This window comes from Collinsella sp. CLA-AP-H1 (genome assembly GCF_040092945.1).
Taxonomy (GTDB): domain Bacteria; phylum Actinomycetota; class Coriobacteriia; order Coriobacteriales; family Coriobacteriaceae; genus Collinsella.
This window is the reverse complement of record NZ_JBBNKO010000019.1, coordinates 11,934-32,320: the sequence shown is the minus strand read 5'-3', so window position 1 is coordinate 32,320 and position 20,387 is coordinate 11,934. Positions and strand designations below refer to the sequence as shown.

The 20,387-nt window shown below is 62.1% G+C and carries 14 protein-coding genes; 10 read left to right on the top strand and 4 right to left on the bottom strand.

Annotation, left to right across the window (positions count from 1 at the left end):
* On the bottom strand, positions 1-911 hold a 911-nt coding region (locus AAAV44_RS09110; RefSeq protein ID WP_349115384.1), incomplete at its 3' end, for an IS110 family transposase.
* Positions 912-1,312: 401 nt separating this feature from the next.
* On the opposite strand from AAAV44_RS09110, the gene AAAV44_RS09105 reads away from it, so the two are divergent.
* From AAAV44_RS09105 to AAAV44_RS09080, 6 genes are all read left to right on the top strand, one after another.
* Complete coding sequence (locus tag AAAV44_RS09105; RefSeq protein WP_349115383.1) at positions 1,313-2,881, top strand: threonine/serine exporter family protein; 1,569 nt, start codon at positions 1,313-1,315, stop codon at positions 2,879-2,881.
* 316 nt (positions 2,882-3,197) lie between these two features.
* The gene (locus tag AAAV44_RS09100) at positions 3,198-3,746 is read left to right on the top strand and encodes a DUF2798 domain-containing protein (protein WP_195232419.1); all 549 of its coding nucleotides are present in this window, start codon (positions 3,198-3,200) and stop codon (positions 3,744-3,746) included.
* A 281-nt stretch (positions 3,747-4,027) separates the two neighbouring features.
* Entirely contained in the window at positions 4,028-8,467 is a 4,440-nt protein-coding gene (locus AAAV44_RS09095; RefSeq protein ID WP_161115116.1) for an acyl-CoA dehydratase activase, read from the top strand.
* Positions 8,451-9,140, top strand: a complete 690-nt coding sequence (locus AAAV44_RS09090; RefSeq protein WP_055309426.1) for a TetR/AcrR family transcriptional regulator — start codon at positions 8,451-8,453, stop codon at positions 9,138-9,140. Before AAAV44_RS09095 ends, AAAV44_RS09090 begins: the two co-directional genes overlap by 17 nt.
* A 192-nt stretch (positions 9,141-9,332) precedes the next feature.
* Complete coding sequence (locus AAAV44_RS09085) at positions 9,333-11,975, top strand: ATP-dependent Clp protease ATP-binding subunit (RefSeq protein WP_271737089.1); 2,643 nt, start codon at positions 9,333-9,335, stop codon at positions 11,973-11,975.
* 214 nt (positions 11,976-12,189) lie between these two features.
* Positions 12,190-13,647, top strand: a complete 1,458-nt coding sequence (locus AAAV44_RS09080) for an aminoacyl-histidine dipeptidase (protein ID WP_215673991.1) — start codon at positions 12,190-12,192, stop codon at positions 13,645-13,647.
* Positions 13,648-13,774: 127 nt separating this feature from the next.
* On the opposite strand, the gene AAAV44_RS09075 is transcribed toward AAAV44_RS09080, so the two are convergent.
* The 3 genes from AAAV44_RS09075 to AAAV44_RS09065 all read right to left on the bottom strand — a co-directional run bounded on the left by AAAV44_RS09075 (position 13,775) and on the right by AAAV44_RS09065 (position 16,252).
* Positions 13,775-15,079: a type II toxin-antitoxin system HipA family toxin gene (locus tag AAAV44_RS09075; RefSeq protein ID WP_349115382.1), complete on the bottom strand. Its 1,305-nt coding sequence runs from the start codon at positions 15,077-15,079 to the stop codon at positions 13,775-13,777.
* A gap of 3 nt (positions 15,080-15,082) precedes the next feature.
* A complete protein-coding gene (locus tag AAAV44_RS09070) occupies positions 15,083-15,553 on the bottom strand; it encodes a helix-turn-helix domain-containing protein (RefSeq protein WP_158554567.1) in 471 nt (156 codons plus the stop codon).
* 120 nt (positions 15,554-15,673) lie between these two features.
* Entirely contained in the window at positions 15,674-16,252 is a 579-nt protein-coding gene (locus AAAV44_RS09065; protein ID WP_117745788.1) for a manganese efflux pump MntP family protein, read from the bottom strand.
* A gap of 346 nt (positions 16,253-16,598) precedes the next feature.
* Here AAAV44_RS09065 and disA point away from each other — a divergent pair, with 346 nt between their 5' ends.
* The 4 genes from disA to cysS are packed head-to-tail and all read left to right on the top strand — an operon-like array spanning position 16,599 to position 20,348.
* Positions 16,599-17,666: a DNA integrity scanning diadenylate cyclase DisA gene (gene disA, locus AAAV44_RS09060; RefSeq protein WP_022093923.1), complete on the top strand. Its 1,068-nt coding sequence runs from the start codon at positions 16,599-16,601 to the stop codon at positions 17,664-17,666.
* Complete coding sequence (gene ispD, locus AAAV44_RS09055) at positions 17,666-18,394, top strand: 2-C-methyl-D-erythritol 4-phosphate cytidylyltransferase (RefSeq protein WP_022093924.1); 729 nt, start codon at positions 17,666-17,668, stop codon at positions 18,392-18,394. The genes disA and ispD overlap by 1 nt, the downstream gene beginning before the upstream one ends.
* Positions 18,384-18,878, top strand: coding sequence for a 2-C-methyl-D-erythritol 2,4-cyclodiphosphate synthase (gene ispF, locus AAAV44_RS09050; protein WP_006234975.1), 495 nt, complete (start codon positions 18,384-18,386; stop codon positions 18,876-18,878). Before ispD ends, ispF begins: the two co-directional genes overlap by 11 nt.
* A 3-nt stretch (positions 18,879-18,881) precedes the next feature.
* Positions 18,882-20,348, top strand: coding sequence for a cysteine--tRNA ligase (cysS, locus tag AAAV44_RS09045; protein WP_349115381.1), 1,467 nt, complete (start codon positions 18,882-18,884; stop codon positions 20,346-20,348).
* Positions 20,349-20,387: the final 39 nt, after the last annotated feature.

The following is a 20,387-nucleotide window of genomic DNA, read 5'->3' as shown; positions in this document are numbered from 1 at the left end:
GCCTGGGCGTAGCACCAGGACCCCTCGACCGCCAGCTTCCTGACGAGCGCGTTGCCGGCCCCGCTGATCCCGCCGAGGCGCACGGAGTCCGCGCTCGACCTCTGCTTCGGGGCGAGGCCGAAGTAGGACGTCACCTGCCTGCCGGAGCGGAACCTCGAGAAGTCGCCGACCTCGGACGCGAAGGCGGCGGCGAGCGCGAACCCGCACCCCTTGATCGACTGGAGCGCCTCGACCTCGGCCGAGAGGGGGCCCGCCGCGACGGCGGCCCTGTATTCGGCGAGGACGGCCTCCCTCGTCTCGTCGGCCGCCTCGACCTCGTTCCTCAGCGCCGCAAGCGTCCGGATGCCGCCGTCGTCGGCGGGGTGTATGCCGTCGAGCCACCTGAGGAAGCCGTACGTCCAGTACTTCCGGGGGTTGCCGGCCGGCGTCGTGCCGCCGTAGGCGTAGCCGCGGCGGGCCAGGAACGCCAGGAGCCGCTGCTTCGCCGCCGCGAGCCTCGCGGTCGCCGCGTCGTGGGCGGCGGCGAGGTCCCTGAGCCCCTCGATCTCGGGGGACGGCACCCATACCGGGGAGATATCGTGCGACAGTATCGCCTTGGCCATCCTGGCCGCGTCGTTGCGGTCGTTCTTGGACGAGAGGTCTGCCGCCGACCTCGGGACCTTGGAGACGGCCGCGACGACGCAGTCGACGCCGAGCCCGGAGAGCTCCCTCTGCGGGGCGAAGCCGAGGTAGCCGCTCTCGTAGGCGGCGAGCGACGGGCCGGGGAAGCCCGACATCCACTCCGCGACCTCGCCCCAGGGGTTGCCGCGGAACCTCCTCGTCACGGCCTCGCCCGTCTCCGCGTCGAGCGCGCAGACGGTGGTGGACCTGAGGTGTACGTCCATTCCGAAGGCGGTAGAATATCTAGGCACGGGAGCCTCCCAACCTCGTTGCGGCGCGGCTGCGCCTCTGGCACTTCAACAACATTGTCGCAGCCCCGACCCGCGGTCACGAGCGGGGGCTCCTGTCGTTTCCGTGCCTTCGGATTGGGTCATAGTGTCTGACTTATGCTCAACCTGCGGCGCGATTTTTCTTGAAGGCACCTTGCTCGCTCTGGCGGGCTTTCGCTGTCCGTCCTCTATCTGCGGTGTTGCCCTGGTTGGCACTTAGGGACGTTCCTTTTCTGCCGGCACTTGGGGACAGTCCTAGTCGTTGGGGATCTACCGACGCATTGGGGGTTTGCGCCTTCCATGCATGACAGCCGTCTCTTTTATGTTTCCTTTAGCCGTTGCTGCCTAGGATGGGGGTTAGTCGGTAGGAAGGGAGCGTCTATATGGACGACGCGAGCGAGCGTGCAATCGAAGAGGACATGCTCGATCAGTTCAATTACTTTGATGATGAGGATGAGGAGCTAATCGATCGTCGCGAGCCGGCATCGCTTGACTCATTTGATCTGGTCGATGAAGAGACTGATGAGGTTGAGGACGAATCAACGGAGCCCCCACAGTCTTCGCGCCTTGACTCGCTGCTTTCGAGAGCCCCCATGCACCACGGCGTTCGTGCCGGCGCGCTCCATATGAAAACTGACTGGCACCAGATCGTGACGGCAGGCGATGAGCTTGCCGTCGATGCGCCGCTCACCGATAAATCATCCATCATCTGCCGCACCGGTATGCTTATGCTCGCGAGCGGAACGGGTGCCTGGCGTGTTCGCGATACCATGAATCGCGTCGCCGCCGTACTCGGTGTGACCATCCACGTTGACTTAAGTCTCCTGTCGTTTGAGTGCACCTGCATCGAAGATGGCCACTGCTTTAACGAGGTTGTCAGCCTGCCCACAACGGGAGTCAATACCCATCGCATTTGGATGATGGAGAGCTTCTTAAAGGAAATCGAGACGTATGGGCGCCGGTTTACCGTGCACGAATACCACGAGATGCTCAAGACCGTTGAGAGTTCAAAACCCGATTACTCTCCCTGGCAACGGGGCCTTGCGGCAGCTTGTGCTTGCGGCGCCTTCGTCTTTTTGCTCGGCGGCGGCCCTATCGAGATGGCCTGCGCGTTTGTGGGCGCGGGTGTCGGCAATTTTGCCCGCTCCCATATTCTCAAGCAAGGCCTTGGTCAGTTCAGCGCGCTGACGACCGGCGTTGCGCTCGCTTGCGTTTCGTATCTGCTGGCATTGCTCGGCCTTGGCCAGGTCATACCGGGGGCAATGTCGCACCAAGAAGGCTATATCGGCGCCATGCTCTTTGTGATTCCCGGCTTTCCGCTCATTACGGCAGGCCTCGACATCGCCAAGCTCGACATGCGAAGCGGTATCGAGCGCCTTTCATATGCCGTATCGATTATTGTGATGGCGACGCTCGTAGGTTGGATGGTTGCCGAGTGTGTTGGCCTGGCGCCGGACGACTTTGCCCCACTGGGCCTTTCGCCGCTTGCCCTTACGCTCCTGCGCGTGGTGATGAGCTTCGTTGGCGTATTCGGCTTCTCGGTGATGTTCAACAGCCCGGTAAAGATGGCCGCGGCAGCTGGGTTGATCGGCGCCGTGTCCAATACCCTGCGCCTTACGCTCGTCGATGCGCCGACGGTGCTTCCCTTCCTGGGCCTGAGCGCAGGCATGCCTCCCGAGGCGGCCGCGTTTATCGGCGCGCTGGTATCGGGTCTGCTGGCAAGCTTGGCCGAAGTCAAGCTCACCTACCCGCGCATCGCTCTCACGGTGCCTTCGATTGTCATTATGGTGCCCGGTCTGTATCTCTATCGCTCTATGTATTACATGTGCACCTTCGACACGGTTAATATGCTCGGCTGGTTTGTACGCGCGGTGCTCATCGTGGCGTTTTTGCCCGTTGGTCTGGGTGTGGCGAGAACCCTCACCGACCCTCGCTGGCGCCACACCAGCTAATTGGTGCAAGGGGGACAGGTTACTTTGCACCCCCAATGAGTTGCGGTGAAATAGGGACTGAATTGCTGCTTAAAGGGTCAAAACAGTCCGTATTCCACCGCAACTTATGGGGTCGGGGGGATTATTGGTGCCCTGCATCTCCATAAACTCAACGCTTACGAAGCGCGCGCCGTTCGTGTTAGGGTAGTTCCACCACATAAGTAGTCGCAGACGCACGTACCACGGGCGGGCGAGATGAAGTCCCAACAGCTCCATCTTGCCCGCCCGTTTTTGTTGCGTGGTGCCGCGGCGTAACACAGAAAGGATTTTGCCCTTTATGCCTATCAACAAACGAGAGAGCCTGCTGTTCACCTTTATCATGTGCTTTTGCATGGTGCTCTGGATGAGCATCTACAACGTTGCCCTGCAGCATGGGGCCATCAACGGCGAGGTTGTTGCCGCCGCGTGGCTCGGCTTCCCCGTTGCCTACATTTTTGCCATGTGCTGCGACTGGTTTGTTGCCAGCCCCCTTGCTAAGGGCTTCGCCTTTAAATTCCTGGTCACGCCGGGCAAGAGCTCGCCGCTTGCCATGACGCTCGCCGTCAGCTCCTGCATGGTCGTTCCCATGGTCATCATCATGTCGCTGTACGGTGCCTGCGAGGGTCTGACGCACATGCCCGGCGGCATCCTTGCGAACCTGTATTCCGTGCCCGCGATCTGGATGATCAACATCCCGCATAATTTTGTGATGGCGCTGCCGTGGAACCTTTTGGTAGCCGGTCCGATTTCCCACTTCGTCTTCCGTCGCGCCTTCCCTGTGGGGACGGTTTTCGAGGAGGAGCATGCCGAGCTCTTGGAGCAGGCTATGGCTCCTGAGTGCGAGTAGCTCGCTTAGGGATCTGCTGAGCGCGGGCGACTTGCTTGGTTGGAGCCCTAAGCGTGGATAGCTCTCTCGGCGACATCGCGGGCGTGAGCGGTGCGCATGACCGGAGGGCCCGTGCTGCTCCGTTGCCCGACGTGCTAGCGCGCAGAACAATCTGTTGGTGCATTCGGCGGCTGCTGAAGCGTTTCGGCAGCCGCTTTTTATACGGAGTTTAAATACAACAGTCTGTTGTATTACGTAGAGTGGTATATCTCTAGCAGGAAAAATGCGAGAGACGGAGCATTATGGCGTTGCTAGTAGGACTGGACGTAGGGTCGACGACGACCAAAGTTTACGCGATGCACGAGGATATGACCGAGGCGTGGTGGGGATATCGCCGCCACGGGGCGTGTCAGACAGCGAGCGTGCGCGCCATGCTCGGCGAGCTCGCCGAGCGCTTTCCCCATGAGTCGCTGCGCGTTGCGGTGACCGGCTCGGGTGCGCGCGATATCGCGACCGCGCTGGGCGCCTCGTACGTTCAGGAGGTGGTCGCCAACGCGCTCGCGATCAGCAGGTTCTATCCGCAGACGCGCTGCGCCATCGAGCTGGGCGGCCAAGACGCCAAGATGATCTTCTTCCGCACCAACGATAAGGGAGACATCGAGGTTGCCGACATGCGCATGAACGGCTCGTGCGCAGGCGGTACCGGTGCATTTATCGACGAGATGGCAAAGCTCATGGGGGTCGGCACCGAATCGGGCGAGTTCGAGCAGCTCGCAAGCCGGGGAACGACCGTCCACGAGGTCTCGGGCCGCTGCGGCGTGTACGCAAAGACCGATATCCAGCCGCTGCTCAACGAGGGCATTCCTACCACCGACCTGGCGCTTTCGGCGCTTCACGCGGTCGCCCGCCAAACGATCGGCGGTCTGGCCCAGGGTATCGACATCGAGCCGCCGGTAATCTTCGAGGGCGGTACGCTCGCCTACAACCCCACGCTGGTCCGCGTGTTCCGGGAGCAACTGAATCTATCGGACGATCAGGTTATCGTCCCGCGCGATCCGCAGATCATGGTCGCGCGCGGTGCCGCCCTGTCGCTGACCGACATGTTCGCATCGTCCCAACCGATCGACCTTCCCGACGCTTTTGTCCGGCTGGATAAGCTCGAGACGGTCGCGCCCGCAAGCGGGGAGGGACGTCTTGCCCAGCCCTTTTTTGCCACACCTGCCGAGCAGGCGGATTTTACGGCACGCCATGGCAAAGAGACGCCGGCAAAGGGTCCGGATGCGTATGCGCCCGGAGAGACGGTGCGTGTGGCGCTCGGTATCGATTCGGGGAGCACGACGACCAAGTTCGCCCTGGTCGATGAGGCGGGTGAGCTTGTCGATTCGTTCTACGCGTCTAATAACGGCAGACCGCTCGACGTCGCCCAACAGGGTCTTGTCAGCTTGAAGAACCGCTGGGAGACAGCGGGAGTCACGCTTGCGATCGATGCCGTGGGCACCACGGGATACGGCGAGGAGCTTTTCGCGCGCGCGTTCCACGCCGACTACCATACGGTCGAGACGGTCGCGCACGCCCGCGCCGCGTGCGCATGCGTTCCCGATGCGACCTTCGTGCTCGACATCGGCGGACAGGATATGAAGGCCATCTGGCTCAACCACGGCGTGCTGACCGATATCGTCGTCAACGAGGCGTGCTCTGCGGGCTGCGGCTCGTTCCTCGAGGGTTTTGCCAAAAACCTCGGAATAGCCGTTGAGGATATCGCGACCGAGGCATTTTCGTCCAAAGCCCCCGCCGTTCTCGGCAGCCGCTGCACGGTGTTCATGAACAGCAGCGTCGTTTCCGAGCAGCGGCGCGGTAAGGGTCCGGGCGACATCATGGCCGGTCTCTGCCGTTCGATTATCGAGAACGTGTTCACCAAGGTCATTCGCGTTTCAAATCTCAACCGTCTGGGCGACAAAGTCGTCGTCCAGGGCGGCACGTTCCGAAACGACGCGGTGCTGCGCGCATTCGAGCAGTATTTGGGCAAACCCGTCACGCGTGCGCCCCACCCGGGGCTGATGGGCGCTATCGGTATCGCCCTGCTCGCGCGCGAGGAATGCCGCAAGGGCGACGCCGGCACGTCGTTTATCGGGCTCGATGCCGTGGAGCGCTTCGAGCATCGCGAGTTCGGCGGCGTTACCTGCCGTCGGTGCAACAACCGCTGCCAGCGCGCGGTCGTGGCATTTGGCGACGGCTCGCTTTACGTCACGGGCAATCGCTGCCCGCGCGGCGGCGCCATCTCATGGGATGAGCTCGTGCGCGAGGTTCCCGCGGCGGAGGAGCTGCGTCCGCAGGGTGCTTGCGAGGCACAGGCACCCGGCACGGGGCGCGACCGGACCGCGGCTGCCCCCAATCTCTTTGTCGACCGCGAGAAGCTGCTGTTCGAGTCGTGCCCCACGGTTCCCGTCTGCGGGGGGCGCGATGTCACGATCGGCATTCCCCGTGTGCTCGAGTTCTGGGACACCATGCCGTTCTGGTCGACGTTCTTCAGCACGCTCGGCTTTAAGGTGCGCGTCTCGGGACGCAGCACCAAGGCGATGTACGAGCGCGGTCTGGCGCACGTCACATCCGACACCGTGTGCTTCCCGGCCAAGCTCGTCCACGGGCACATCCGCAATCTCGTCGACGCCGGCGTCGACCGCATCTTCATGCCCATCATCACGACGGTGCCCACCGAAAACACCGCCTCTACCAGCGAGTGGATGTGCGCCGTCGTAAAGGGATACCCCTACGTGATGCGCAATTCCGATAACCCGGAGGAGCGTTTCGGCGTTCCGTTCGATACGCCGCTGTTCCACTGGTACGACGAGGGCGACCGAAACCGCCAGCTCAAGGCGTGGTGCAAGGAGACCTTCGATATCGATGCCGACCTGGTTGCCAAGGCGACCGAGCAGGCGGACCGCGCGCAGCAGACGTTTGAGAACCAGCTGCAGCTGCGCGGCAGGCAGGTGCTCGAGAACGTGCGCGAGGACGGCGGCTACGCGGTGGTGATCGCTTCGCGCCCGTACCACAACGACCCGCTGGTCAACCACGGGCTGCCCAAGCTCTTCTCTGAGCGCGGCATCCCCGTGCTGACGCCCGATGCGGTGCCGGGGGTCTGCAACGTCGATCTTTCCAACAGCCGCATCGACATCGTGAACAACTACCATGCGCGCATGCTGTCGTGCGCGGTCATCGTCGCATCGACGCCCGAGCTCGAGCTCGTGCAGATGGGCAGCTTCGGCTGCGGCCACGATGCGTATCTCACCGACGAGATCGCGCGCATGATGGGCGAGATGGGCTCCAAGGTTCCGATGATGATCAAGCTCGATGAGAGCGACGTCGCCGGTCCCATGGGCATTCGCGTGCGTTCGTTTATCGAGTCGGTCAACCGTCGTCGCGCGGAGGAGCGTGCCGAGGGCGCCCGGGTGCACGCGGTCCATCCGCTCGACGACCCGTATAAGGTCAAGTACACCAAGCGCGACCGGCACGACAAGATCGCGCTGGTCCCCAACACCTCCCATGCGTTCTGCAGGCTCATGACCGCGGCGATGCGCAATCAGGGCGTGCGCGCCGAGGCCCTTGATATCGGGCGCGAGGATGCCATCCGCCTGGGCAAACGCTATGTGCACAACGACATCTGCTTCCCCGCGCAAATCGTGATCGGCGAGGCGCTCGCGGCACTCGAGAGCGGTAAGTACGACCCGCACGACGTCGCCGTGGTGACTGGCAAGTATATCGGCGACTGCCGCCTGACGCACTACATGCCCCTGCTGCGCCGCGCGCTCGACGACGCGGGATACGACTATGTCCCGGTGCTCACCAACGACGACGTCGATGCCCACAATGCGCATCCGGGCTTCAAGCTCGGCCTTGGCCCGAGCATCCAGATCGCCTACGGTCTTCCCATGATCGATGCCCTCGAGGCCATGCTTAGGCGCATCCGTCCCTACGAGCTCGAGAAGGGCGCGGCGGACGCTGCGTTCGACCGCGCGCTCGATGAGGTTATCGAGGGCATGGAGCGCTCCGGGCTGAGAGGCCAGGCGACGGGCTTCAAACGCGCGCTTGCGATCATGGACGCCGTTCCGTACGACCGCTCGAACCCGCATCCGACCGTTCTCATCGTGGGCGAGTACCTGCTCAATTTCCATCTCGGCGCCAACCACGAGATCGAGCGCTACCTCGAGGACAACGGGCTCGAGGTCATCGAGGCGCGCATGACCGACGTGATCCGCAAGACCTATTTCTACAAGCATGCGCAGTCGCGCGAGTTCCACGTCGACCTGTCGCTGCCCGAAAAGGCCTGGTACGCCACGGCGGACAACCTGTTCGAGCTCGCGCACGACCGTTGCGACCGCCTGGGCGCGGCGAGCCCGCTCTACGAGCCGCCGACGCGCATGCCCGAGCTCGTGCGCGCGAGCGATAAGATCCTGCACCATACGTTCGATGCGGGCGAGGGCGTGCTGATTCCGGCGGAGATTCTCGAGCACGCCAAGCGCGGCTGCCGCAACTTCGTGATCCTGCAGCCGTTCGGGTGTCTGCCCAACCATGTCGTGGGGCGCGGGCTCATCCATGCGCTCAAGGAGCAGTATCCCACGGCGCAGTTCCTGCCGCTCGACTACGATCCCGACGTGAGCTTCGCCAACGTGGAGAACCGTCTTCAGATGCTCATCATGAACGCCAAGGCGCAGGGGTGCGGTGAGGCGCATGGCGAGACCGCGTAAGGACGCCGATGCGCCCGATGCACGCACCCGTATCATCGAGGCGTTTTGGGAGCTCATCGAGAACAACAGCATCTTCGAGCTGTCGGTTGGCGAGGTGACCCGCGCCGCCCAGTGCAATCGCGGAACGTTTTACTACTATTTTCACGATTTCGATGAACTCGTCGCCATCGCCATAGCCCAGCTGCTGCAGGATAACGAGCTCATCACCGATGCCCTCTGGCATTTTTCGAGCGAGGGCGACCTTTCGGCGTTCGACCGGCGCGACGTCCGCTGCCTGCTGCGGCGCATCGTCATCACCATGAGGGCGGGTGCCGCCGAGCAGGTCGTGCAGGGCATCCATACGATCATCATCGACCGCGTGAGAGAGATCGTCCACCCCGACGGAGAAGAGCTCAAGGCAGATTCGAGCTTTGCGGTGGGCTTTCTGGTCTCGGGCATCATGGGCTTTGTGATGGCGGTCGGCTTTGCCCGGGAGGGCGGCGAGGAGATAGACCTCGAGCAGCCGGGGGACAGCGCGTGCGCGTACCTGAGGGCGGTCGCCATGCAGACGGTGGAAACGGTCGCGCAAGTCGAGGGCGTCGATACATCCGAGCTGCTCGAACGCGTCTCCAAGGAGGCCGATGCCTATCGCGCATCGCGTGCGACGAGTCCCGACGTGGTGAAAGACGCCTAGGGTTTCTCTTGCGGGGCGCCTGTCGCGCATCGCGCGGTGAGTCCCGCGATGCGGTCATAACCTGCATTCATGTGAGCCGGGTTTATAGATATTCCTCCAGCTGTTAACATAGACAACCTGTGGGTAAAGAGACAAAAGCGCCGCCGACGGGCGGGCGTTTTGATTTCGATGAACTCATGTAAGGAAACGAGCATGTTAGATAGATTTACCGATCGAGCGCGCAAGGTCATGTCGATGGCCAAACAGGAGGCGCTCGATCTGCACTCAAATAAGGTGGGCACCGAGCACCTGCTGCTCGCACTCGCCAAGGAGGACGAGGGCATCGCTGCCGAGGCGCTGCGCTCGCTTGATATCTCCTACGACGACATCATGGACACCCTCAAGGAGGTCCAGACCACGGTTCCCGAGCCCAGCGAGGAGACCGAGGCTGCCAAGCTTGCCTTTACGCCGCTCGTCATTAGCGTGATGGAGCGCTCCTTCCGCGTGGCACGTGAGAACAACCAGACCTACGTGTCGACCGAGCACTTGCTGATTGGCATCGTCGAAGAGGGTAACGGCATGGCCATGGACATCCTCATGCGCCTGGGTGTGTCGTCCGCCTCCATCAAAAAGGCTATCGAGAAACTTACCGCCAAGGACCAGGACAAGAAGCGTCCGCTCGCCGGCGCCGGTGCCGGGCGTCCCGGTGCGGGCCTGCCGTTCTTTAGCGGCTCGGACGCGTCGCAGCAAAAGGGGAGCGGCACCGATACGCTTAAGCAGTTCGCCACCAACCTTACGCAGAAGGCGCGCGACGGCGAGCTCGACCCTGTAATTGGTCGCGAAAAGGAAGTCCAGCGTATGATGGAGATCCTTTCGCGTCGCACCAAGAACAATCCGCTTATCTTGGGCGACCCCGGCGTGGGCAAGACGGCCATCGTCGAGGGCCTGGCTCAGCAGATTGCAGCTGGCAACGTGCCCGAGAACCTTATGAACCAGAACATCTGGACGCTCGACCTGCCGGGCCTCGTTGCGGGCGCCAAGTATCGCGGTGAGTTTGAGGAGCGCCTCAAGAACGTGATCCAGGAGGCCACCGAAGCTGACGACGTCATCCTGTTTATTGACGAGATGCACACCATCATCGGTGCCGGCTCTGCCGAGGGCTCCATCGACGCGAGCTCCATGCTCAAGCCCGTGCTCGCGCGCGGTGCCTTCCAGATTATCGGCGCCACCACGGCCGAGGAATTCCGCAAGTACCTCACCAAGGACCCGGCCTTCGAGCGTCGCTTCCAGACCATCGATGTCGAGGAGCCGAGCGTCGAGGACACGGTCAAGATCCTGACCGCGCTCAAGCCGCGCTACGAGGAGCACCACCATGTGCGCTATACGCAGGGTGCTATCGAGGCCGCCGCGAACCTCTCCGACCGCTACATCCAGGATCGCTTCCTGCCCGATAAGGCCATCGACCTCATTGACGAGGCCGGCGCCCGCGCCCGCATCGCCGCCAACCGCGCGCCCGAGCCGGTGCGCGAGGCCGAGCATCGCGTGGAGGAGCTTAAGGCCGCCGCGCAGGAGGCCACCGAGAGCGACGACATGAACAAGGCCGCCGAGATCACCGAGCAGCAAAAGGCTGCCGAGATTGAGCTCGCCGAGGCCAAAGCTGCCTGGACCGCCGAGCTCGACGCCAGCCCGCTCACCATCGATGTCTCCCAGATTGCCGACATCGTGTCCGTGACCTCGGGCGTGCCGGTGTCCTCGCTCACCGAGAGCGAGAGCCGCCGCCTGCTGCAGGCCGAAAGCGTGCTCAAGACGCGCATCATCGGTCAGGACGAGGCCGTCGAGGCCGTTGCCAAGGCCGTGCGCCGCAGCCGCTCGCCGCTCAAGGACCCGCGTCGCCCCGGCGGCAGCTTTATCTTCCTGGGCCCCACCGGCACGGGCAAAACCGAGCTCGCCAAGACGCTCGCCGAGTATCTCTTTGGCAGCAAGGACGCGCTCATCAGCTTCGATATGTCGGAGTTTGGCAGTGAGTTCGAGGTCTCCAAGCTCATCGGTAGCCCCCCGGGCTATGTGGGCCACGACGAGGGCGGCCAGCTCACCAAGGCCGTTCGTCGTCACCCGTACTCGGTCGTGCTGTTCGACGAGATCGAGAAGGCGCACCCCGATATCTTCAACATCTTGCTGCAGGTGCTGGAGGAGGGCCGCCTGACCGATAGCCAGGGCAAGACGGTCGACTTCCGCAACACCGTGATCATCATGACGTCCAACGTGGGCGCCCGCGAGATTGCGCAGGATGCGAGCGTTGGCTTTGGCACCACCGGCGAGCAGGGTCTCACGTCGAGTGAGATCCGTGGTCGCGCGATGGGCGAGCTCAAGCGCCTGTTCCGCCCCGAGCTGCTCAACCGTATCGACGACATTGTGGTGTTCCAGAAGCTCTCGGGCGAGAATCTCACCAAGATCGCGCACCTGCTGGTGGACGACCTGCGTCAGCGTTTGATTGCCAACGGCATGAACATCAAGCTCACCGATGCGGCCTATGACAAGATCGTGGCCGAGGGCACCGACCTCACCAACGGTGCGCGTCCGCTGCGCCGTGCTATTCAAAAGCTCATCGAGGACCCGCTGTCCGAGGAGCTTCTGGCCGGCGAGTGGGGCGAGGGCGATACCGTCCTGTGCGACGTGGCCGATGGCAAGTTTGTCTTTAGCCACGGCACGGGCGAGATCCCGGCACCGCGTCCGGCGGGCACGCTCGGTGGCGATACCGCTCCGGCGGCACCGCACACCGGCAACGCCGCGCCCGTGAGCGGCGGCGTGACCTCGGGCCCCGGCGGCATGATGCAAGCCGGTTCCGGCGCGCTGTAGGGCGTGGCGACAATTTGATACGCGCAATCGAGGCGCTCCGGAAAGGGCGCCTCGATTTGTAGAGCTGCGGAAGTTGTGACCGTTACGCTATACGGTCCACCGTTAGCCGATGATGCGAGGGCGCTCGGCGTTTTCGACTGGTTTATGCACGCAAAGTCTGGGAATATACAAGTCGCATGTCTTACTGTCTAACCAGTTGCGCCAAGGAGGCACCATGGACTACAAGATTACCGGCTACGAGCCCGCCCAGCTGTTCCATTTCTTTGAGGAGGTCAGCGCGATCCCCCGTGGGTCTGGCAACGAGAAGGGCATCAGCGATTTCCTGGTTGCGTTTGCCAAGGAGCGCGGTCTCGATGTGTACCAGGACGAGGTCTACAACGTCATCATTCGCAAGCCCGCATCTGCCGGTGCCGAGAATGCCCCGACCGTGATGCTGCAGGGCCACATCGATATGGTGTGCGACAAGTTGGGCTCCGTTGAGCACGACTTTACGACCGATGGTATCGACCTGGTCGTCAAGGACGGCGTCCTCACCGCTAACGGCACCACTCTGGGCGCCGACAACGGTATTGCCGTCGCGCTTATGCTTACCGTGCTCAACGACGATTCGATTACCCATCCGGCCCTCGAGTGCGTGTTCACCACCGACGAGGAGACTGGCCTGGTCGGCGCCGAGACGCTCGACAAGTCCCAGATTAGCGCCCGCACCATGATCAACCTTGATTCCGAGGAAGAGGGCGTTGCCACCGTCAGCTGTGCCGGCGGCGTCGTCGTTACCTACACCTGCCCGATCGCGCGCGAGCACAAGACCGGTAGCACCCTCACGCTCGACATCTCCGGCCTGCTGGGCGGCCACTCCGGCAGCGATATCAACCTGGAGCGCGGCAACGGCAACCTCATCATGGCCCGCATCATCGACCGCCTGATGGTTGCCGGCGAGCCCGCCATCGTCAGCTTTAACGGCGGCACCAAGGACAACGCCATCAACCGTGAGTGCAAGGCTGTTCTGGTCTACGCCGACCACGCTGCCGCCGAGGCCGCGGCCCAGATCGCAAAGGGCATCATCGCCGACGTCACTGCCGAGCTCGAGGTCTTCGACCCCGGCTTTACCTGCACCGTCGAGATTGCCGACGACGCCGAGGTCGAGGCCATGGACCAGAAGTCCGCGCTTGCCCTCATCCGCGCCCTGCGTCTTGCCCCCAACGGCGTGATTCGCCGCAACGTCGCCACCGACGGCTCCGTCGAGGTTTCCTCCAACATCGGTGTGGTTGCCACCTCTGACGACGAGGTCAAGATCATGCTGTCCCCGCGCTCCTCGATCACCTCGCTGCAGAACGAGTTCAAGGACCGCCTGCAGACGCTGGCCGATGTCCTGGGCTTCGACGCCAAGTTCGAGTTCGAGTATCCCGGCTGGAGCTATGCCGAGCATTCGCCGGTCCGCGACGTCTTTGTCGAGAGCTATCGCGAGCTCTTTGGCTCCGAGCTGCGTATCGAGTCCATTCACGCCGGCCTTGAGTGCGGCCTGTTTGCCGAGGCCCTGCACGGCCTGGACGCCATCGCCGTGGGCCCGACGCTCTCCGATGTCCACACCCCGGACGAGAGCATGGAGCTCGCTTCTGCCGAGCGCTTCTACGAGCTGCTCATCGACGTCCTCAAGCGCCTCGCTGCGTAAAGGTTGCGCTAGCAGCAGTTCGAGCTACGTGCTAGCGGATTGCAAATGACATTACGAGAGGGGACATCCGAGCTTTTGCGACGGGTGCCCCCTCTCTTTTGTTTGATAATTGCGAAATTACGGCCACCTAGTCCATTTCTGCCCTGATGAGGTCGAGGGTGCGCTGGCAGTTTTCGCGGACGGGGCCGAGCATATGCTCGCGCAGGTCCGCCATGCCGGGCAGGTCGGCGTATTCGTCCATGACCTCTTCCATGCAAATGGGTACCTCGTAGGCGAGGTCCATCATGGTCGCAAAACAAAACTTCTCGGTCAGCCCGGCATCGGTGAGCGCCGCTTCCAGCGCGGGGTCGTCCATGCCGTGATATCGGCGGATGGCGCCTGGACCGATGCGCCCCACACGATTTTCGCCGCCAACGCTCATGGCAAGGCGCGCTCGGCGGCGCATACGTTCGTATGCCAGCCCCGATGCAACGTCATACATACGAGCCATCATAGCTGTGCCGCCGTTTCCAAGAAGCAGGGAATAGTTCTTCGCATGCGCGTCCGGTGCGCCGATGATGGCGTTAAAGAAAAGTATCTGCGTAAACAGATACAGGTTAAGTTGATGGTGGCTCGTATTGACGAGGAGTTCCTGAATATCGCGTGCGGTCGGGCCGCCGTCTGCCGTGTACTTTTGAGCGGGCATCACTCCAAGAGCCTGACAGAGGTCTTCTTGGTGTAGACGCATGATTGTTCCGTCTTTGACTTTCACGCGGTCATATCGCTCAACAATGAGGGCGGGTTCGTCCTCAAATAAGCGATACTCAACGTTCGCCGTTGCGATACCCGCGCGCTGGGCGCTTTTCATGCAGACAAACTCATTAAGAGCCTCAAGTTTAAATCCGATGACGCCATTTTTGAAAATATGCGTCGTGGGCGAGGAGCCCACGCATTCGCACCAGCGACCGTCTATGAGTGCGAGAGCGAACTTGCCCTGATTGCCTCCAAGTGACCAACTTTCATCTAGGCCCATCCACGATGCATTGCGGTCATCTCTGATTGACTTGAGTCGCAGTGCAATCTCGTGATCGCCTATAGGGCGGTATTCGCTGGTGCGATGCAAGACGGCGTTGACGTCTTCTTCGGCGCAAAACTGCACTCCACCCGGACAGTCAAGTCCGATATGGCTGAGTAGCGCAACGGCATTGTTGGGTCTAACGTCGAATTCGGCAGCAATCGCCTTTCGCTGATCCTCGCTGTCGGGTAGAAGACCAAACAAGTACGGATTCATGACCTGTTGGCCGTATGTGCGATTTGATATGGGAATGTTGGTCGATAGGGCTGGCCCGTCATAATCTTGATCGTAGACAAAACTGACTAGACCGCTCTCATCTTGCATGAGCGTTCCTGCGGGTACGCCGCAAATAATAGTCCGAAGCGTTTTTCTGGCCATTGGCTATCTCCCTTCGGGCTTGGTTTGGGCAGATGCGCTTGTGGCAATCGAGACTCCGAGATTGGACATGGCGAAATCGGCGAAGGCCTTGTCGTAGAGCTCGGACGTAAAGGGGGCGTCTGCAAGAACCGGAATGGCGGCGCAGCGACGGTGGCTATGAGAGGGACGTTGAGCGTGATGGCACCTGGGGGTGCTACAAGGTTGCAAATCGGCATGCGGGGCGTCGACTGGTTGCTCGTTATTCGTTTTGGCGATATCCCCTTGAGCGGCGAGCGCCAGTCCGAGAGCATTGAAGATTGCCAACAGCTTGTCGAGCCGAATGCCCGTGGCATCTCCCAGCTCGAGCGATGCGAGCAGGCGCTCCGAAACACCGGCCTTATTAGCGAGGGCGGCACGGGTGAGACCCTGAGCCTCGCGTGCCTGGCGCACGTAGATGCCAGCTTGGCGCGGTGTGGTGATGGGAAGGGTATCCACGGCGATCTCCTAACGTGCAGACTTTTGCATCATAGTATGACATGCAAAAGTCTGCATGAAAAGGCCTCATGCAAAACTCTGCATTAGGCCTCATCCGGACGTTTAGTTTTGAAGGGTGTTTTACAGCGCCAAAATCCCCAGATGCTCCAGCAAAATCTTGAGGCCGATGAGGACGAGCACGACGCCACCCACGATGGTGGCGGGCTTTTCGTAGCGCGCGCCAAAGGTGTGGCCGATCGCTACGCCGGCAACGGAGAAGACAAAGGTCGTGATGCCAATGAGCGACACGGCGGGAACGATATCGACCGAGAGCGCGGCAAACGAGATGCCCACGGCAAGCGCGTCAATCGAGGTGGCGATGGCAAGGATTAGATATTCGCCCAGGTCGATCTTTTCGGCATCCTTGCCGTCGCCTTCGTTCTCGTCCTCAGTAAAGGCTTCCCACAGCATCTTGCCGCCGATAAAGGCGAGCAGGATAAAGGCGATCCAGTGGTCGATGGGGCTGATGATGCCCATGAACTGGCTACCAAGGGCCCACCCAATTACGGGCATGCCGGCCTGGAAACCGCCAAAGAACAGGCCGAGTATCACGGCGACCTTAAGGTTGATCCTTTTCATGCCAAGGCCCTTGCAGATGGATACGGCAAAAGCGTCCATAGAAAGGCCGATAGCGAGCAACACAAGCTCTGCGAGTCCCATAGTCTGGCTCCCTCTCTGCGGGCGGGCCCGCGTGTACCTCTTGGGGGAGTAACAAAAAAGACCCGTGGCGTACGCGTTGCGCGCACAGCCACGAGTCTCGTTCATTAAGGCAAGCCAGGCCGCATCGGCCAGTGTGTTGACTTGCCGCGCCACCGGAGGCGAACCCGATCACGCGACTACTCCCTCATTTATGCGAATCCCGATGCTACCACATGAACAGCTGATTTGGGTTGGGCTCTCAGCTGTGTTCGCTCATTCTGTAAGCATCGGATTTCGCAAGCGCCGCAGGGACAAACCGTGAGAAACTATTTAGCGTTTATGGAGCGTATACGATGGGAGCGATACCTTGGATAAGAACGAGCTGCAAAAGCGTATGGAACAGGCCATCCGCCTGACGGCACCTGGTCAGCCGATCCGCACCGCCCTCGACATGATCATCGCCGGTCACCTGGGCGCCCTTATCTGCGTCGGCGACACCGAAAACGTGCTCGCTGCCGGTAACGACGGCTTCCCGCTCAACATTTCGTTTACCTCGAACCGCCTGTTCGAGCTTTCCAAGATGGACGGCGCCATCGTTATCGATGGCGACCTTACCCAGATCCTGCGCGCCAACTTCCACCTCAATCCCGATCCCTCGCTCGCCACGAGTGAGACGGGCATGCGTCACCGTACTGCCGCTCGCATGTCGGTGCTCACCGATGCCATCGTGATCTCGGTTTCGGCTCGTCGCGCCGTCGTCAACGTGTACGTCCACGGCAAGAGCTACGAGATCCAGCCCGTCACCACCATCATGAGCTCGGTCAACCAGCTCGTCGCCACGCTCCAGACTACCCGTCAGTCGCTCGATCGCTCCCTGCTGCGCCTGACGGCCCTCGAGCTCGACGACTACGTCACACTCGCCGACATTACCGGTATTTTCTCGAGCTTCGAGATCATGCAGCAGGCAAAGACCGAGCTTAAGGATTGCATTGTCAAGCTGGGTAACCAGGGTAAGCTCGTGCAGATGCAGCTCGAGCAGCTCGCGGGCTCCAGCATGGATACCGAATACGACTTGATGATCCGCGACTACGCGAGCGATTCCTCTGAGGCCAACGCCGAGAAGATTCGCGCCGAGCTGAGCCGTATGACGCCTAAGGACCTGTCCGACCCGCAGCACGTGGCGGCAGTTCTGGGCTATGACGACTTGGACGAGGACTCCGTCATGACGCCGCTGGGCCTGCGCACGCTTTCGCGCGTGTCCGTCGTGCGCGACGGCGTGGCCGAGAAGATCGTCGACGAGTATGGCTCGCTGCAGGAGCTCATGGACGACATCAGCGAGGATCCGGAGCGCTTGGGCGACTTTGGCGTCAACAACCCTGCCATTCTTGCGGACTCGCTGTACCGCATGAAGGGCACCAAACAGGGGAACGCATAATGGCGCCCGTATGCGCCGTGGTCGTTGCCGGCGGCAGCGGCCAGCGCTTTGGAAATCCCGGCGGCAAGCAGCTCGTTAACGTGGCGGGCCGTCCGCTCATGAGCTGGTCCATCCGCGCGTTCGATCGTAGCGACAAGGTCGGCCATATCGTCGTGGTTTGCCCTGCCGAGCGCCGTGCCGAGATGCGCCGCTTGGCTATCGACCCGTTTGACTATGACACGCCCATCAGCTTTGCCGATGCCGGCGATACTCGTCAGGATTCCACCCGCGCCGGCGTGCACGCGGTGCCGGCGGGTTTCGAATATGTCGCTATCCACGACGGCGCCCGTCCGCTCATCACGACCGAGGCCATCGACCATGCGATCGACGTGCTTGTGGGCGACCGCTCGCTCGACGGTGTCGTGTGCGGCCAGCCCGCGATCGACACGCTCAAGATCGTCGATGGCGACAATATCGTCGAGACGCCGCCGCGTGAGCTCTATTGGGCCGCGCAGACGCCGCAGATCTTTAGCGTCGATGCTATGAAGCGCGCCCACGCTGCAGCCATTGCCGAGGGCTTTATCGGCACCGATGATTCGTCGCTGGTCGAGCGCATGGGTGGGCGCGTCCGCTGCGTCCAGAGCCCGCGCGATAACCTTAAGGTGACGGTGCCCGAGGACTTGCGTCCCGTAACCGCGATTCTGCTTGGCCGCATGGCCGAGGGAGAGGACCTTCCCCATGTTCAGTAACCTGCGCATTGGCCATGGCTACGACGTCCACCGTCTGGTGGAGGGGCGTCGATGTATCATCGGCGGTGTCGACATTCCCTACGAGCGCGGCCTGCTGGGCCACTCGGATGCCGATGTGCTCGCGCACGCCTTGGCCGACGCCATTCTGGGCGCCTGCCGCGGGGGAGACATCGGCAAGCTATTCCCCGATACCGACCCCGCCTATGAGGGTGCCGATTCGATGGTGCTGCTCGCTCGCGTGATGGACTATGCGCGCGAGCTGGGCTTCGAGTTTGTCGATGCCGATTGCACCATTGCCTGTCAGCAACCCAAGATCACCCCGCACCGCGATGCCATGCGCGCCAACCTTGCCCATGCCCTGGGCGTTGACGTCGAAAACGTGGGCGTCGCCGCCACTACGACCGAAAAGCTCGGTTGGGAAGGCCAGGGCGAGGGAATCGGCGCCTGGGCCGTCTGCCTGCTACAGAAAACCGTTAAGGAGTAACGAATGCGTATCTACAACAGCGCTACCCATAAAAAGGAAGAGTTCCAGCCCATCGAGTCCGGCAAGGTCCGCATGTACGTGTGCGGCCCCACGGTCTACGACAACATCCACATCGGCAACGCCCGCACGTTCATCAACTTTGACGTGATTCGCCGCTGGCTCATCGCGAGCGGCTACGAGGTCACGTTCGCCCAGAACCTCACCGATGTCGACGACAAGATCATCAAGCGCGCCAACGAGCAGGGCCGTACGGCCGCCGAGGTCGCGACGGAGTTCTCCGACAAGTTCATCGGCGTCATGCGCGCCGCCAACGTGCTCGATCCCGATGTGCGCCCCCGCGCCACCAAGGAGATCGGCCCCATGATCGCCATGATCAAGACGCTCATCGAGCAGGGCCATGCTTACGCCGCCGATAACGGCGACGTGTACTTTGCTGTGCGCAGCGATCCCAACTATGGCCAGGTCTCGGGCCGCAACATCGATGACCTTATGGTTGGTGCGCGTATCGAGGAGAACGAGGACAAGAACGACCCGCTCGACTTTGCCCTGTGGAAGGCCGCCAAGCCCGGCGAGCCCAGCTGGCCGAGTCCCTGGGGCGAGGGCCGTCCCGGTTGGCACACCGAGTGCGCTGCCATGGTGCATCGCTACCTGGGCACCCCGATCGACATCCACGGCGGCGGCTCCGACCTTGCCTTCCCGCATCACGAGAACGAGTGCGCCCAGGCCACCTGCGCCTGGCACCAGGGCTTTTCCAACACCTGGATGCACACGGGCATGCTGCTGGTTGACGGCGAGAAGATGTCCAAGTCGCTCGGAAACTTCTTTACGCTGGCCGAGGTGCTCGAGCAGCACTCTGCCGCGGCCCTGCGCCTGTTGATGCTGCAGACGAGCTATCGCTCGCCGCTCGACTTCTCCTGGGAGCGCCTGGAGGGTGCCGAGAATTCGCTCACGCGTATTGCCGGTACGGTCGAGAACCTGCGCTGGGCCGCGAACCATGCGACGGCCGATGCCGATGAGGCTGCCGCCGAGGCGTTTGCCGCCAAGGCCGCCGAGACCCGCGCCGCCTTTAAGGAGTGCATGGACGACGACTTTAACACCGCCGGTGCCATGGGTGCTGTCTTTGGCTTTGTCACCGAGTGCAATCAGTATCTGGAGCAGGCGGGCGATGCTGCCGACAAGGCCGCAGTCCTGGCTGCCGCCGATACGCTGGCCGAGCTGCTCGATACGTTTGGCGTTGAGCTTCCCGAGCCCAAGGTCGAGTTGCCGCTGGGCCTGCTGGGCGTTGCCGCCGGTTTGGTTGCCTACACGGGCGACGACGTGGACGAGGCCGCTGCCAAGATTCTCGAGGCTCGTGCCGAGGCTCGTGCCGCCAAGAACTGGGATCTGGCAGATGCCATCCGCGACCAGCTCAAGGACCTCGGGCTGACGATCGAGGATACCGCCGCCGGCACTCGTATTAAGAGTCTCTAGTATTTGTCGACCGTTCGAGGTGCGGCAGATTGCCTTGAA